Origin of the sequence: Bacillus cereus group sp. N12 (assembly GCF_016483575.1) — a bacterium.
Classification (GTDB): Bacteria; Bacillota; Bacilli; order Bacillales; family Bacillaceae_G; genus Bacillus_A; species Bacillus_A toyonensis.
Genome location: NZ_JAEHBO010000217.1, coordinates 1 through 302, shown reverse-complemented (window position 1 = coordinate 302; position 302 = coordinate 1). Strand labels below are relative to the sequence as shown.

The following is a 302-nucleotide window of genomic DNA, read 5'->3' as shown; positions in this document are numbered from 1 at the left end:
GGAGTAACCGGAGTAACCGGAGTAACCGGAGTAACCGGAGTAATCGGATCAACAGGAGTAACGGGAGTAATCGGATCAACAGGAGTAACGGGGTCAACGGGAGTAACAGGTCCAACGGGAGTAACGGGGTCAACGGGAGTAACGGGAGTAACCGGAGTAACGGGAGTAACCGGATCAACAGGAGTAACGGGGTCAACGGGAGTAACAGGTCCAACGGGAGTAACGGGAGTAACCGGAGTAACCGGAGTAACCGGAGTAACCGGAGTAATCGGATCAACAGGAGTAACGGGAGTAATCGGATC

Annotated in this window: 1 protein-coding gene; it reads left to right on the top strand. The window is 54.0% G+C overall.

Going from position 1 to position 302, the window contains the following annotated elements; translation table 11 throughout:
• Nucleotides 1–302, top strand: a 302-nt coding sequence (locus JDS92_RS30210; protein WP_199633052.1) for a hypothetical protein, incomplete at both ends; no start/stop codon positions are given.